Consider the following 14,216-nt stretch of genomic DNA (forward strand, 5'->3'; position numbering starts at 1 on the left):
CGATTATTTGAAGTCTAAACCTAAACCGAACTCAGTTGTTACCGGCCAATTCTGAGGGAAATTAAGTAGAATCATAAATGCAGCACTTGCTTCTTGCGGAATAACTTTTGCGGCAACCAGTAGATTCCATAATTTGATAATATCTGCATTCATTCCTTGTGTTTCTGCCAAAGTCTTATCAACCATAAGAGGTGTCAATGCTTCTTTATCGAGATACATATGAGTTCTTCCGTTTTCTGTTACGACATTCATTGGTATGCCGTTTTTAGTCCAGTTTAATAACATTTCAAATGTATCATCGCTAATAGAGCTAAGATCAAGACCCGGAACTAAATTACTTAACATGGCTTTGATGGTAGCAGGATCTCCTTGTAATATGCTGTTAATAATTTCAGACATACCACTTGCATCAGAACCCAATACTTGGGAAATTATAGCTGTAATGTTAAGCTTGACATATAATTTGTTATCCTTAACGAACCAGTGAGCTAGATTTTTCGGTGCATCTAACCAACCATCAGAAGGTATCATAGCTTTTACTTCTTCTGCTGTTGGAGGGGGAGTTCCCATCATTAATCCCATAATAACGCTTTGATCGAAAACGATAGGGCCTTTATGATAGCTGGCTGTAATATTACCATCGGTTTCGAGTGTTACTGTTTTTAGTACTTGGGGCATAAGCAGGCTACCGATAGTTCTAAGCATTGGGGCTACAGCTCCTCCATTTCCTTCTGATACCCAGTTACAGTATAAACCTCCTGTTAATACTATTTCTTGTCCTTCTACTGTTCCAGTTGTATAATCTGCCAGACTGTAAGTTTTAGCCCAACCATTCGGGTCATTCATAACGACCGTTAGTTTCAGCGTCATAACTTCGTCTTTTACAGAGCCGGTATATTCTACGTTAGCATTGGTCGTAGTTGCTGTTCCGGAGAATTCGCTTTTTACCACTTTGATATCAGAGATTGTCGTTGCGTTTTCACCCGGGATAACGTTTGTTAGTGCAAGAGTCCCATTAGTGCCGCTTGATGCGGAGAATGTTACTTTCTTCCCTGTCAGAGGAGTCTCACCGTATGAGAGTACCAGCTTTTCCCCTTCATAAGTACCTGCCACCTGTTCCCAGCTGTTGTCTATTTCTTCTTCTTTTTTTTCGTCATCATCGCCACAGGCTGTAAATAGACAGATAGAACAGATCAGTGTAAGTAGATACAGTAATTTTTTGCTCATAATAAAGTCATTTAATTAATAATAAGTTTATTCCTTTTAAAACCAGGACAAATTAACTGTTTTACTCCTTACCAGGCAATATCTATTTTAAAGAATGAGTGTTCTATATTTAAGAATGTTGCTTTTTCTGTTGTTCTAACTATCTATTTGTTGTTCTGTTTTTATTATTCTTCCATAATGATGCGGAAGCCGACATTGAACGGACGTTGCCACGGATAATACGCTTTGCGGATGGCCGAGGTGGAATACTTCGGACGTTCGCGCCAGGAGCCTCCGCGTACTACCTTTTGTTCGGAAACTGCCTGATCCACCTTTTCTTTCAGGGGATAGGGCACGAAACCGGAGCGAGTCCATTCTGCCACATTGCCGTTCATATCATATAATCCCCACGGATTGGGTTGCATGGAGGCTACGTTTGCCGATATTAAATGATGATCGTTCACCCCTGATTCTTTCGGCAGGAAGTCCCAGAACTTGCGCATCGGATCGTCGGGACGCATTGGCCTGGGGTTCACTCCGGTAACGGCCAGGTCGACAGTGGTACTGTCAGCCAGGTTTTCGTACGCTCCGAAATCTACCTGGCGGTCACCAAACCAGAAGTCGTTTGCCGAGCCGGCACGGGCTGCCCATTCCCACTGCGTTTCGGAAGGAAGGCTGACGGTGCATCGGTTCAGTTCCCCGAGCTTCTTACAAAATGCGTTCGCATCGTCCCAGCTGACACGGACAACCGGTTGTTTCGGCAAGTTGGCGGCATAGCCGGGGGTGGTATGGTCTTTCCAGGTCTGACCGATATAACGGCTGTCGTGTTCGGGAAACAAGGCACCGTATTGTTCGTTGGTGATCTCGGTGGTGCTCATCCAGAAACCTTTCTTAACCTGCGCTTTGAAAGCCGGGGTAGCGGAAGGTTCACCGTTGTCGCCCATTGCAAAAGTGCCGGCCGGGATCCAGACCATATCGAGGGTGATGCCGGGAGCTATAGTCAGTTGTCGGCGATCTTTGTTTGCTTCGGTTTGCTTCTGTACCGCTTCTTCCCGGTTGAAAGGGAAACCTTTTACTTTGACTGTCTTAGCTTTTTTTCCGCTGTCTTTTATACCTTCGGAAGAGGAAGTGGCTCCTGTTGTTCCGTCTGTTTTATTGTTTTCCTTATTCTTCAGCCAGGCTGCATAGTCTTTGATCTCCTGTTGCCAGTCTACACGCACTCCACTGTATTTCTCGGATAATTCCATGCGGCGCTCTATCTGGTTTTGAGGGGCTTCCTTTTTCAGATCCAGTTGGGTGAAAGCGCCGAAGTAAGGAGCGTTCAGGTCAATCCAGGTATATAAGGTCTGCATGTCTGTTTCCGGAACCTTCACTCCGTGGTGGCCTGCTTGCAGGATGCGGATCAGCTCACTGTTATTTGCGTAATATTCGTAAGGCTGAAGTACATAAATATCCGCTTCCGGGCCCTGACGGTACACGTAAGGATGCAGGTTCAGGTAGCTCTGGTCGTAATGCCGTTCCAGTTTGGTCAGGACTCCCCGTTTGTAAGTGACCATCTGGTCTTTGCGGAAGTCCGGCTGCGCGATCGTTCCGTTATGGCAGGATACGCAGTTGCGGTCGAGTACCGGCTGTACTTCCAGGCGGAAGGTGAACGGGCGGATACCACCTTCGGGCACTTCCAGTTTGCGGGGCGTGATGGTGGAGGCTATGGTTCGTTTCGGCATGGCGATGGTATTCTGATCCTCATGGCAACCGGTACAAGATACGATCTCGCCGGGCATGCCGGTCAGCCAGCTTCGCATCCATTGGATGGCGGCACCGTTCTTATCCAACGGCTGGATAGAGATAGGGGTGTTGGCCGGTACTTTGAACATGGCCGATCCGTCTTCTTCTACGGGGACGGTTCCGAGAATGCGCTTGATGTCCCACCCGCTCTGGATGCCCTGGGCATCGTGGTCAGAAGGAGCGAGGATATAGGCATATTCGTAAGCGAAGATACGGAGGGCTTTGATCGTTCCGCGGGGAACTCCTTGTGTGCCTTCGCCTTCATAGATATCTTGTATGAATACGGTCGCTTCCTTTTCTCCCGGTTTGATCTTGGAAGGGATGACAGGAGGCGTTTCCGTTTTCTTCAATGGGATAGGGGCGGTGAGGCCTTCGCCCTCCTGTTCGGTGATCAGGGTAAGGTTGTCGAATATATCGACCAGGTAAATACCCCAGAGTGCATCCGGCCCCGGCTTGCAGGCAACCAGGAAGTATTTTTCATTCAGCGGATAAGGCTTCATGAATTGCGGCCATACCCCTTCCACCATCTCGTCTTTGATGATCGGAACGATGGGACGCCAGCTGAACGGCAGTTCCTGTATCATCCCTTTTTCCTCTTTGCGGCTCTTGGCCGGGTCGAAGATGACCAACCGGCCGGAACGGGCTGTTCCGTGGTGGCCGGAGATAATGCCGACAAAGCGGCTGTTGTGTTTGGATAACGGTTTCATATCGAACGTACTGTTCGGGAAGTAGGAACCGCTACCGTAAAGGGCTTTATTCTCTGTCCCATCCGGATTCATGTGCATCACGATACGGGAGAAGTAATGTGTCAGGTCGGTATATTCCCAGCGGGTGTACATCAGTCGGCCGTTGGGGATAACGATCGGAGCCCAGTTACCGTCCTGGTCGAATGTCAGGCGGCGGATGTTCTTGGTTTCCGGATCGTAGGAGACGAGGTTAGCAACGACATCATCGCCGTGTACGCAAGGTACACCGTTATAGCCGATGTTGCAGGTAGCCACGACTTTGCCGTCGGGCAGGTAGTTGGCGTCGCAGAATTCCAGATCCGGTTCGTCGACAACTACTTTTTGGTGAAGACCGGTTCCGTCGGTGTTTATTTCGTAGATCTGCCAGTGGCGGTTTTCATCGAGGGAGGAGAAAAGCAGGCGGTCGGCATCCCAGTGCAGTTGGATATCCGAGAGGGGGACATCTGCTGTCGGTTTATAGATGGTGCGGCTTTCGATAACTCCCCGCAGATTGGATAGCCGGCTGATCTCTGCGTTGTATCCGCTGCGCCGGCTGGAGAATAAGGAATTGTAGTTGGCATTGGAGGTGCCGAGTGCCGGCCCCATCGCTGTACGCGCCTGATTACCCAGACGATAACGTGCCACCAGGATATTATCTATATCCAGTAGCGGGTTAGCCAGCAGGATCTCCCTTTTGAGGTCAAGTAATTTTTGTGCTTCGTCGATAGTCCGGCGGGTTGTATCTGTCGATAAATGCTGGCGAACCTGAGGTAATAATGTTTCCAACTCTTCCAGTTTTTGATAGAGTTCCGGTGTTTTGTCGCCCAGCGATGACTTCGTATCGTTCAGGTAGGCACGAATAGCCTCTGGGTTTACCCAATCGACCTGTTCCTGCAATCTGTTTATTTGTAATAGCCGGAGGGAGTCAGCTTCGCCGGCAGCCATATTTAAAACAGGAAAAGCAAATAAGAGAGAAAATAAATATGCTTTATATTTCATGTTCATGATACCGTTTTAAAGTTATTCTTATTACCAACAAATGTAGGAATTCAGCGGGACGGGGAGTAATAATATCGTATCAAATGCGATCATTATTATCTCTTACGAAGAAAAAAGGGACCATCCCGGTCCGGAGGATGATCCCTTTTCGTATAAAGCTGGTATTCGATAATTATTTATCTTCCCAACCTTTGTTTTGTACCAGATTCGGGTTCATTACCAGTTCTTCTTTCGGGATAGGCCAGTAGTAGCGGTAGTCATCCCAGGGTAATGTTCCTTTCACTGTATTGGTGTACGGGCTCTTCGGATAGCAGATAATGAAGCCCTGTTCGTCGACGAATACTGTTTTGTCCAATTCCACTTTGACTGCGATCTCCGGCTTTTCAGTATGTGAACCGTCATACAGATCTTGTACAGCCAGGAAGTTCATTCCACGCAAAGGAACGGTGAACAGTTTACCGGCTTTCCAACGCATCAGGTCTATATAACGATGATTCTCGATAGCCATTTCAACGCGGCGTTCGCGGCGGATTTCACGCAACAACGGAGGAACCTGGTATTCCAGTTTGTCTGCATAAATCTTATCCAGACGGGGGTCGGCAGGTTCGCTACCCACCGTCAGGCGGGCAGACGGGTATTTGCTGAAATCGAAACCGGCACGTTCGCGCAATGCGTTGATCGTTTTGTCTACATCCGATTGAGACAGAGTCCCGTTCAGTTCGTATTTGGCTTCAGCATATATCAGCAGTAATTCACCGTAGCGGAATTCGATAGCAGCCTGAATACCTTTTGTGGTACGGTCTTCTTCTATTTTGTCGCCCATCCAGTGTTTGATCACACGGTAACCGGTTACGGTCGAACCGCTGCCGGTATAGTTCAACCCCGGATAAGTGATACCATTCGTTTCAATATCGAGAACACCTCCCTGGTAGATCGTTACATGTTCGCCCGGGCGGCAGACAGTTTGTGTCAGACGCGGGTCGCGGTTTTCCAGTTCGGTCCATTTGCCGTAACCCAGGAAGTTCGGGTTATTCGTGTAGTTGCCTTCACTGCCTCCGGTATAGATCGGACGTCCGTCGATACAAAGATATTCGTCGATCATTCCGCGTGTGGCACCCATCGACTGGCGGTTGGAGTTATTCTGGTTGAAATAACGTTGTGCCGCGTGTCCGACTTTATTTTCCAGATAGGTACGTCCTAAAATAACTTCAGGATTGGTCGACAGGTCGATCGCGGTGAACATCTTCCAGTACGCATTTTCTCCGGAGTTGTAAAGAGAGTATTTGCCAATTAAAGCTTCACTGGCCTTAACCGCTTCTTCCAGGAATTTATTGGCTGTACTTTGAAGGTTTAGCTCAGTATGGTATTTACGGAATGTACCTTCAAACAGACAGATACGGGCTTTCAGGAAGTTTGCCTGATCCTTGTTCAGACGGTCTTTTTCCTGGTTGGCTTTTTCCGGTAACCATTCCACTGCTTTGTTGATACACATCAGAACGGAGTCCATCACCTCTGCGCGTGGAGTACGGGCGGCATACAGCTCTTCCGAGTCCACATTCAGGTCGCGGGTCAACCAAGGCACATCACCGAAGTAAAGCACTTTCAGATAATAATCCCAGGCTTTGAAGAAATAAGCTTCACCGGCATAGGCGTTTTTCTTTTCCGGGGTAAGTTCAGCTTTGTCGTAATGAGTAAGGAAGAAGTTTACTTTGCGCAGGTTCCACCAATACCAGCCGGTTTGCTCTGTAGCACCGGTCGGCACAATAAATTCGCCGGCCAGACCGGTGACTTCATTACCTGTTTTGATACAGTTGTCCGAATAATAGTCACCGTACATCAGCGGACTGCCGACAACGTTCAATACCGGAGTCTTGCCGTCTGACCAACCGCTTCCGTGACCGATAATATAAAGAGGATAAAGGCTGTTCAGCATAAGCTTCAGGTCGGTTTCTGTTTTCCAGAAACTTTCGTCCGTAATCTGGTCCTGCGGGTAACGTTCCATAAAGTCGTCGTTACAGCTCGGTAATAATACCGAAGCCATTCCGAGTGCCAATATATATTTCTTAAAATTGAATTTCATAACTGATTATCTTTAATTGTTGATTATGATAAATGTATTATTTAGAAACCTACTTGCAGACCGAATGCAACGGAACGCATCATCGGATAGTCGGATGAGATCTGATCCGGGTCGTACAGATTCGGAACTTTAGTTATTTCAAACAGATTGTAGCCAGACAGGCTAAAGCGTACAGTCGACAATTTTATTTTGTTTGTCCATTCTCTAGGCAACGTATAACCTACTGCCAGCGTTTTCAGACGAAGATAGGCGGCATTGAAAATATAACCGGTCTGTGCAACCTGATTCTGTCCGCGTCCTGCATACATCGGATATTTGGCATTAGTTCGTTCCGGTGTCCATGAGTTGTTGTACATCTCCCAGTTACCTGCCGTACCGGAGCCACCCCAGAATACGTTATCGTCAATCCAAACGTCTCTTTTACCGATTCCCTGGAAGAAGATATTCAGGTCGATGTTTTTCCAGGAAATATTACCGGTGATACCATACTGGAAACGCGGGGTTGTGTTACCGATGATCTTCCTGTCTCCTGGATCATCTACTGTATTTTCTCCCTTTGATATTTCATTATCACCGTTCAGGTCAGCATATCTGACATCTCCCGGATACCAGGTTGAGGCAGTAGTCGTTACTTTGTTCTGTGACGGGCCAATTAAGGTGTACTTACCACTCTCGTCGACAGTGAAATCGCTTTCTTGTAGAATTCCTACGGTTTCATATCCCCAGATTTCACCCATTTTCATGCCGTCATACAATGTATCCAGCAACTTGTTGGGATTCCCTGTGAACTTGACAACTTCAGATTGATAATCGGAAAGAACCAGTCCGACATCGTAACGGATGCCATTGCTCAGTTGGTCTCTCCATTTCAGACTCAATTCCCAACCGTTAGTTTTTAACTCCCCGGAGTTGCGTTTTGGAACAGATGCACCCAGTACGGCTGGAAGTTTGGTTCCGCTCATCAAAATATCGGTAGTCCGGCGAGTGTACCAGTCGAAGGAAGCATCCAAACGTCCGTGCAATGCGGTTACATCCAGACCGAAGTCTAATGTCTTGGCTGTTTCCCAGGTAAGGTCGTTCGGAACGATCGCTGTCGGGTTCATACCTTTGATTTGTTCGCCGTTCATCGACCAAGAGATCAGACTGGCTGCTCCGTAGCTGGCAATGTAGGCGTAGTTGGCCACATTCTGGTTACCTAAAGAACCCCATGAACCGCGCAGTTTCAGGTTATCCAGCCAACTGCGTGTACCCGTCATGAATTTCTCTTCCGAGATTCTCCAACCGGCGGAGAAAGAAGGGAAGAACTGGAAACGTGTATCCTTCGAAAAGCGGGAAGTACCGTCGTAACGACCGCTGAACTCAAACAGATAACGTCCGTCGTAATCGTAGTTGGCACGAACGAAAGCTCCGCGGATAGCCCAATGCTCAAAGTTATCGCCTGTGTATTGTGCACCGTTGGTCATACCCAGTGTCGGTAGGTCGTTGGTGATGACATCCTCCGCCTTTCCCCATGTTTTACGAAACTGATACCATTCCTGATTGAAACCTGCTACGGCGGAAACATTATGTTTGCCGAATGCTTTATTGAAATTGGCGTAAGCGTTTATCGTATAATAATCGGAATGTGTCGTTTCTTCTCTTACACTGGAAGGAGATGTATGCGTATTCACCGTACCCTGCCAAGAGTCTACCACATAGTTGCGTACCGGGATAAATTGTTTCTGGAAATAATCAGTCGGACGGTAAGACAACTCGGCTTTCACATTAAACTCCGGAGTGATCGTGATGGTTGGAGTAATATTGAATACGGCATTCGTATTTCGGGTTTCTTGCGTTGCCCCATAGGCCAGCCATCCCAGGATATTATCTGTATATGTATTAGGAATCGGATCGTTCGGGCCGGTCATAATCGGCATGTTCAGGTTACGTCCCGGTTCGTTTTTCATAGCTTTCCATACCGATCCTTTCTGAACGTTCATGAAAGGCTCATTATATTTACTCGTGTTGTATGAGATCTTGGAAGCAACATCCAGCCAGTCATTAATTTTTGAATTCAGGCTCATATTGATGTTGTAACGGTTCTGTATATCCGTATTGATCTTATACATACCTTCCTGACGCTGGTACCCCAAAGAGATGTAATAACGCGTTTTGGCAGAACCACCGCTGATAGAGAGGTTGTGGCGCTGAAGCGGTGTCCAGTCTTTCACTCCCACATCGTAAGGGTTCATGTTCGCTACCCATGTCATGGCAGAGGTACTACCTTCGTTGTAAATCCATGCATTTTCCGGTCTTGGATCTTCCATGTATTTTTTCTTGGCAGCCAACAAACTTTCCATCCAGGGAGTCACTGTACCACCGGTCATTAAAGCCTGCTTGTTGGAAGCCAGCTGATGGGTGTAAGAGTCCAGGATATCCGGTATGCGGGAAGGAGTGTTCCACTGCAGGTTCAGATTGTACGTAACGGTTGCCTTGGAGTCATTCTTACCGGATTTAGTCGTGATCAACATCACCCCGTAAGTAGCACGTGCACCGTAGATTGCGGAAGCGGAAGCATCTTTCAATACAGAGATATTTTCGATGTCGCTCGGGTTCATCATGTTCAGATAATCCGCATCGACCTGGATACCGTCTACCATGATCAGCGGACTTCCGGTTTTTACTTCCCATTCGTCCGTCTTGTCCTTTTTCAGACCGATGGATGTACCACCACGCACATTGAAAGTAGGTGCTGCATTCGGTGATGAGTTGGTAGCTGCTACATTCAAGTTAGGTACAACTCCCTGCAAAGCCTGGCCTACGTTGGCAACCGGCTTGTTTTCAAGTACCTCCGAACCGATGGAAGCGACGGCACCTGTCAGGTTCACTTTCTTTTGTGTACCGAAACCGACTACGACCACTTCGTCGAGTGCCTGTAAGTCTTCTCTCATAGCTACGTTTACCACCGTTTTCCCTTTTACAGGGACGGTTTGAGTTTGATACCCCATATAAGAGAATACCAACTCGCCGTTTGCGGGCACAGACTGAAGCCTGAAATTACCGTCCATGTCGGTAATACTACCGGTGGTTGTTCCTTTCACCTGGATTGTAACCCCGATCAAAGCGTCTCCTTTTTCGTCTTTAACATTACCGGACACGCTGATGTCCTGGGCAAATAATTGATGAGCAAAAAGGAAAAAGCCCATCAAAGTGGTTAAAACTTTGTTCTTCATATAGAATAATATTAATAAATGGTTAACTCTTATTAATTAACTCGAGACAAAATTGTCGGTATTATCCAATACGAAAGGTTAATTTTATATCAATGATGGTTAGTTTTGTGTCAGCTATCGGTATTTCCGTTAGAATTAACTTTTCGGTATTCTTTTGGTGAAAGACCGTATACCTGCTTAAAGCAAGAAGCGAAATAACCACTACTGCTGAATGCTACTTTCTCCAGGATCTCGCTTACGCTTAAATCTGTTTCACGCAACATTTGGGCCGCAGCTTCCAGGCGCAGATTTTTGATCATTTCGGCGGGAGAGAGGGCGGTCAGTGTTTTCGCTTTCCTGTAGAAGTTAGCCCGACTCATGCCTATTTCTTTACAGATCATGTCTACATCCAGGTCGGGATTGGAGAAATTAGCCTTTACAATAGCCGTGTATTGTTTCAGGAACTCTTCGTCGAGCGGGGATGTCTTTACACCTAACTCGTTGAGATCGATCTTTTTCTCATATTTCTTACGAATCTGCTTGCGGGAAGCCAGTAGGTTGCGTACCCGGGCTTGCAGTTGCACGATGTCGAACGGTTTGATGATATAGTCGTCCGCCCCGACGTTATACCCTTCGGTTATCTGCGACGGCATTGTCTTGGCTGTCAGGAGGATTACCGGTATATGAGACAATTTCTGGCTTTGTTTGACCTGTCGGCACAGTTCGAGCCCGTCCATTTCCGGCATCATGATATCGCTAATGATCAGGTCGGGCACTTTTATAGCGATTTGTTTGAGCGCTTCTTGCCCGTTCTCTGCTTTTTGTACCTTATATTCGTTTTCAAACTGTTTTTCCAGATACTCCAATACATCTTTATTATCTTCCACTATAAGTAATGTCTGCGAAATGACCGGAATTTCTTTCTTATCCGAAGGAAGGAACTCCTGTGTATTTACCAGTAAAGACGGTTCCGTATGTTTCACCGGATTGCTGACCGGTTTTTGGGGAAGCGGGAGCAAAACATGTATCCGTGTACCGGCCTGCGGCATGTTTTCAGCCCAGATTATTCCACCATGTTGTTCCACGATAAAACGGGCCAGACTCAATCCGATACCTGAACCTGCAATCTGGTGGTGTAAGTCCTGCGAAGATCGGTAGAATGGTTCGAAGATTTTTTCGATATCTTCCGAAGCTATACCCTCCCCATTATCAGATACTTGTATGTGTAAATAGTAGTCTTCCGAGAGGTCTCTGTTTTGCCAGAGTTTCACACGAACTACGCACTCCTTTAACACTTATCACCAATCCTCTTGAAGATATGTTGCGCCATAGTTCCTTCTCTATGGAGGTAAAAAACACGTTGCAACTGATGCGTAAAAACACGCAACGATTGCTTCTACTCGTTAATAATCTTATGGATGTGCAAAAATACGACTCGCAAAAAATGGTTCTTCAAAAGGAGAAATTCGATCTGACTGTATTCATTAACGAATTATATGAGTTATTCGCTCCGGTAGCTAGGAACAGGAACATCTCATTTACCCTGAAAAATGATTTTTCGACAGACTTCTGCGTCTATTACGACAGGCAAGAGATTGAGAAAGTGATGTTTAACCTGCTATCGAATGCCTTTAAGTTCACATCCGAAGGGGGTACAATCGAAATGAAACTATCCGCTCTTTCCAACGAAAATGACATAGTTCGTGTGAGAAGTTGGTGAAAAGGCGCATTCTTTCCTCGTGTAATTCTTTCATTTTTTCCTGTTCCAACTGTTTGAAACGAATGCTGCTTTCCAGCTCGTGACGTACTTTCTGATGATAAATAAACCGCCAGATGATGGTGCCAATAATGATGATATACAAGGTGTAAGCCCACCAGGTTTTGAATGGGGGAGGGCTTACGATGATGCTCATGGAGGCCTCTTGCGGATTCCACAGATTTTCGCTGTTGGCAACCTTTACTTTGAAATTGTAAGTACCCGGGGCCAAATTACTATAATAAGCGACCTTTCTTCCCCTCACATGGTTCCACTCTTTTTCTACTCCTTCCATCCGGTAGGCGTATTGGTTCTGCTTCGGAGAAATAAAGTCCGGAGCAGTATATCCGATGGCAATGTTGGTTTCATTGGCCTTTAACCGGAGTGGTTGCGTGTTCTTAAATTCTACCGGATTATTATTGATAGATAAGGTGGTCAGATAGACAGGCGGAATATATGTGTTTTTGTTCATTTGGGAAGGGTTGAAGCATAGTATTCCCTTGTTTCCGGGAAAATAGAGAATACCTTGTTTATCGGTCGTTCCTGCGTGAATTGTAGGTTCCAGCACCAGCTGGCTGTCGTTCCGGACAGGCGAAAAGCGGTCTTCGGCCGGATCGAAACAGTACAGGTCATTGCCGGATAGAACCCATAAAAGCTGGTTACGGTCGTACACCATCGTATAGATATAACCATCCGTGATCCCCTCTTTTCCGGTATACTGTTTGACCAGGTTCAACTCCTTATCGAAGCGGAATATGCTGTTCCCGTAGAATGAAACCCATATATTTTGCATTGAGTCGGTCTGTATGCCGCTCACTATTCCGGGTTTTATATTATCCGGCAAGTTGAGTTCCGGTGAAGAGACCGTCTTAAGTGTCTCCTTTTTCATATCATATTTGTAGATGCCCTGTCCGAGTGTCCCCATGACAAACACATCCGGCTCTACTTCCTTTATGGTGGTAACGAAATAAAACTTTTTGGTTGTCCCGTCCACTGGGAACTGGTTGATCTGTTTGCCATTCTCTATCATGACCAACCCTGTGCTGGAGTTTGTCGGTATCCATAACCTGCCCTTGCTGTCGTTTAGCAACGTATAGATATCGCCCCGCTGGAAATCGTAAAGCAGGCGGTAATCTTTCCATTTGCGGGAGAACAGGTAGACAGCCCCCTGGTTGGTGGCACAAATGATGCTGTCTCCTTTTATCAGCAACGATTTGAATATGTTTGAGCTGTAATTGCTTTTGTAAGGCGACTTCTTGGGATAGAATTGCTGGCTTTGCGTTTGCGGGTTGTAGCAGAACAGTCCGGCTCCTTCCGTTGCGAACCAGATGTTACCTTCGTCATCCTCTTCCCCTTTTCCCAGCAGTCCGGTAAATTCGTTGGGGGTGATCTGGTAAAATTGCTTGCGGGCCGGACTGTAGTAATTCAGTCCTTTCCATGTTCCGGCCCATAAGGCTCCGGTGTTATCTTTCAGCAGGCTGTGCACGGAGTAATAGCTCAATGCCCCCGATTCGTCGGGGTTGAATTTGTAGGGAGTTACTTCCAGCGTTTGCCCGTCTACCTTATTCAGTCCGGAGAAGGTACCGAGCAGTAAGGTTCCCGGTATCGGTTCGGCGATGGCCCGGACTACGTTGCTGCTTAGCTTTGAGTTGGCGGTATTCAGGTGGACGAACTTATTATTCTTTTTGTCCAGGTAGCAGATGCCGGAAGTTTCCGAAAGGATCCACAACCGTTTACTGCTGTCCGTAAACATTCTGCGGATGGCCCCTTTGATCAGCGAAGACGGATCATCCGGATCGTGTTGGAAATAGTGGACGACTTCCCTCTCTTTGTTCAGTACAGCCATCCCGGCCAATGTGCTGGCGACATACAGATTGCCTTCGTCATCTTCCTGAATGCTTTTAATATTGGATGCGATGGGAGTCGACGATAACCAGTCTTTGTAAACGAGCGAGTCGCCCTGTTCGTCATACTGATACAGGAATTTCTCGCCGCCCATCAGGAAATCACCGTTGCGGCTTAACATGCAGCAGTGCATGAACCGTGTCTCTTTTACCCGATAGCGTTTGATGTTGCCCGTCTGTCGTGTGATCTTATGGATACCGTGATCCGTTATTACCCAAATGTTTTTGTTCCTGTCTTCTCCGATATCCAGAATATTGTTATCCGTCAGCGAACAGGAGTCGGTCGGGTTATTCTTGTAAACGGTAAATTCATATCCGTCGTACCGGTGTAGTCCGCCCCGGGTACCCAGCCATAGGAAGCCGTCGGTATCCTGGTAGATATGCGAGACAGAACCCTGTGACAACCCGTCTTCCACCCCTATCTGTGTAAAAAAGTATGGAGAGGTTTCCATACCAGCCAAATGTTGGAATACAAGGAAAAAGACAGGCAAAAATAATTTAGTGGTTATTCTTGTCATACTAATAGTTTGTTCGGTTTTTACTCTTGCTTAAGCAATAATTCAATAGTGA

7 protein-coding genes are annotated in these 14,216 nt (G+C 46.7%); 1 reads left to right on the forward strand and 6 read right to left on the reverse strand.

Annotated features, from left to right (window positions below; genetic code table 11):
- Nucleotides 1-3 precede the first annotated feature (3 nt).
- From HMPREF1536_RS01340 to HMPREF1536_RS01360, 5 genes are all read right to left on the reverse strand, one after another.
- Complete coding sequence (locus tag HMPREF1536_RS01340) at nucleotides 4-1,227, reverse strand: DUF4925 domain-containing protein (RefSeq protein ID WP_028727661.1); 1,224 nt, start codon at nucleotides 1,225-1,227, stop codon at nucleotides 4-6.
- A 164-nt stretch (nucleotides 1,228-1,391) separates the two neighbouring features.
- Entirely contained in the window at nucleotides 1,392-4,715 is a 3,324-nt protein-coding gene (locus tag HMPREF1536_RS01345) for an SUMF1/EgtB/PvdO family nonheme iron enzyme (RefSeq protein WP_028727660.1), read from the reverse strand.
- Between the two features lie 172 nt (nucleotides 4,716-4,887).
- Nucleotides 4,888-6,795, reverse strand: coding sequence for a RagB/SusD family nutrient uptake outer membrane protein (locus tag HMPREF1536_RS01350; protein ID WP_028727659.1), 1,908 nt, complete (start codon nucleotides 6,793-6,795; stop codon nucleotides 4,888-4,890).
- Nucleotides 6,796-6,836: 41 nt separating this feature from the next.
- A complete protein-coding gene (locus HMPREF1536_RS01355) occupies nucleotides 6,837-10,007 on the reverse strand; it encodes a SusC/RagA family TonB-linked outer membrane protein (RefSeq protein ID WP_028727658.1) in 3,171 nt (1,056 codons plus the stop codon).
- Between the two features lie 110 nt (nucleotides 10,008-10,117).
- Nucleotides 10,118-11,257, reverse strand: coding sequence for a response regulator (locus HMPREF1536_RS01360; protein ID WP_044192097.1), 1,140 nt, complete (start codon nucleotides 11,255-11,257; stop codon nucleotides 10,118-10,120).
- On the opposite strand from HMPREF1536_RS01360, the gene HMPREF1536_RS26925 reads away from it, so the two are divergent.
- Nucleotides 11,146-11,706, forward strand: a complete 561-nt coding sequence (locus tag HMPREF1536_RS26925) for a sensor histidine kinase (protein ID WP_081693316.1) — start codon at nucleotides 11,146-11,148, stop codon at nucleotides 11,704-11,706. The genes HMPREF1536_RS01360 and HMPREF1536_RS26925 overlap by 112 nt on opposite strands.
- On the opposite strand, the gene HMPREF1536_RS01365 is transcribed toward HMPREF1536_RS26925, so the two are convergent.
- Nucleotides 11,624-14,164 (reverse strand): ligand-binding sensor domain-containing protein, encoded by a 2,541-nt coding sequence (locus HMPREF1536_RS01365; RefSeq protein WP_052349824.1) that lies wholly within the window; start codon nucleotides 14,162-14,164, stop codon nucleotides 11,624-11,626. The two genes, HMPREF1536_RS26925 and HMPREF1536_RS01365, sit on opposite strands and share 83 nt — an antisense overlap.
- Nucleotides 14,165-14,216 lie beyond the last annotated feature (52 nt).

The organism is Parabacteroides gordonii MS-1 = DSM 23371 (assembly GCF_000969825.1).
GTDB lineage: Bacteria > Bacteroidota > Bacteroidia > Bacteroidales > Tannerellaceae > Parabacteroides > Parabacteroides gordonii.

What these genes read in the sequence shown, in the direction of transcription:
- HMPREF1536_RS01340 (WP_028727661.1), bottom strand. Translation starts at nt 1,227, where the DNA reads ATGAGCAAAAAATTACTGTATCTACTTACACTGATCTGTTCTATCTGT.
- HMPREF1536_RS01345 (WP_028727660.1), bottom strand. Translation starts at nt 4,715, where the DNA reads ATGAAATATAAAGCATATTTATTTTCTCTCTTATTTGCTTTTCCTGTT.
- HMPREF1536_RS26925 (WP_081693316.1), top strand. Translation starts at nt 11,146, where the DNA reads ATGGTTCGAAGATTTTTTCGATATCTTCCGAAGCTATACCCTCCCCAT.
- HMPREF1536_RS01365 (WP_052349824.1), bottom strand. Translation starts at nt 14,164, where the DNA reads ATGACAAGAATAACCACTAAATTATTTTTGCCTGTCTTTTTCCTTGTA.
- HMPREF1536_RS01350 (WP_028727659.1), bottom strand. Translation starts at nt 6,795, where the DNA reads ATGAAATTCAATTTTAAGAAATATATATTGGCACTCGGAATGGCTTCG.
- HMPREF1536_RS01355 (WP_028727658.1), bottom strand. Translation starts at nt 10,007, where the DNA reads ATGAAGAACAAAGTTTTAACCACTTTGATGGGCTTTTTCCTTTTTGCT.